The sequence below is a fragment of the bacterium genome, from assembly GCA_035559435.1.
GTDB lineage: Bacteria > Zixibacteria > MSB-5A5 > WJJR01 > WJJR01 > JACQFV01.
On sequence record DATMBC010000023.1, the window covers coordinates 1 to 1350 of the forward strand.

2 protein-coding genes are annotated in these 1350 nt (G+C 63.9%); one reads left to right on the forward strand and one right to left on the reverse strand.

From position 1 onward, the window contains the following. The first annotated feature begins 103 nt into the window (after positions 1–103). Positions 104–439 carry a hypothetical protein gene (locus VNN55_02635; GenBank protein HWO56443.1) on the forward strand — a complete coding sequence of 112 codons (336 nt, stop codon included), beginning with the start codon at positions 104–106 and terminating at the stop codon, positions 437–439. A gap of 130 nt (positions 440–569) precedes the next feature. On the opposite strand, the gene VNN55_02640 is transcribed toward VNN55_02635, so the two are convergent. Next, positions 570–1350, reverse strand: a 781-nt coding sequence (locus VNN55_02640) for a GerMN domain-containing protein (GenBank protein ID HWO56444.1), incomplete at its 5' end; no start/stop codon positions are given.

Sequence of the window (1350 nt, forward strand, 5' to 3'; positions counted from 1 at the left end):
CAGTTATCGCAGAAGCGCTCGATGCCTTGATGTTTGGCGATGATCCTGGCTTTCGGCTTGGTGAGGAGGAACTGCGCGATCTGATCGCGCAACTGCAAAGCGTATGAAGATCAGGCAACATCCGCGCATGCAAGATATCAGTATCGGCGACGAGGTGTACTCCTACCGGCAACAATTGTTTGCTCGTGTGGAGGAGGTGTTTCCCGCCGCCGTCTGCGTCAAGGTCGGCATCCTGGCGATCAACCGTCATATGGAGTTGGTCCTGTTGCCGCAACTCTGGCGCGCCGACGATATCGAGAACCTGAGCGTCTGCCGGTATTGCGGTGGCCGCGATCAGCTCCACGTCGAAACCGGGACGGGCATCCCGTTCCGGGTCTGTGAACGCTGCCGGGCCATGCCACCCACCAGCCACGCCCGCAACGTCGGCTCCTGGTGGTGACGATCGCCACCCGGCCGCTGCGCCGGTTCCCTGCGGCACATCTGCGGCCGCCCCCAGGGTGGCGCCGCTTGTGGCCCCGAATCCTCGCCGCTGCCAGCCCCTGATCGCTCCGCCGTTCGAGCGCCGTTTGCTACCTCGGATTGATCGGCGGCCTCCCGACGATGTCGCCGTAGTTCCCGCCCCAATATTCGCCCAGCGAACGACCCTCGACCAGGAATTGGACCCCATTGACGCCGCGCAAAGTTGTCAGCGACTCGACGATTGTGCGGACCGCCGCGGCGCGGTCTGCGGCGCCTGCGAACGGCTGGGTGAAGTCCACGATCACGATCCCGTTTGCCAGCCGAATGCCACGCAGGTCGGTGCCCTCGGGGATGACGCGCTGGACGGCGTAGTCGTAGCTGCCCGGCCCTTCGAGCAGTGCGCGCACGGTCGCCTCGGCCACTTGCCTGGTCTTCGGGACCATGCGCAGGATCCGGATGTCGTACCGGCCGTCGTCGGAGACGAAGTACAGCGGCAAGAACTCGGTCTGGCTATAATCGACCGGTAATCCCTGCGGATTGAGTGGGTTGATCGGTGTCCAGGCCAGCGGCCCGCTGCCGTTCACGCCGATGTTTTGCCCGTCGATCTGGAACTGGACGCGCTCGATGCTGGGGAATTCGATCAGCGTATACATGATCGCGTAGAAGCCCCGTACGTCGCCCTGGCCGGTTGGACGGCGGTCGAAATTGACCGTGGCGGTCCCGTTGCTGATCTGGATGCCGAGGATCTCGACATTCGGCAGCACCAATCGGGTCAGGCCCGCGGGCGGCCCGGCGATCAACTCACGGATAGCTGCCCGCGCGACTTGTTTGTTTTCGACGCTGACACGGCGTTGCACCGGCACATAGAGCGTTCCGGTGGCGTCACCAAAG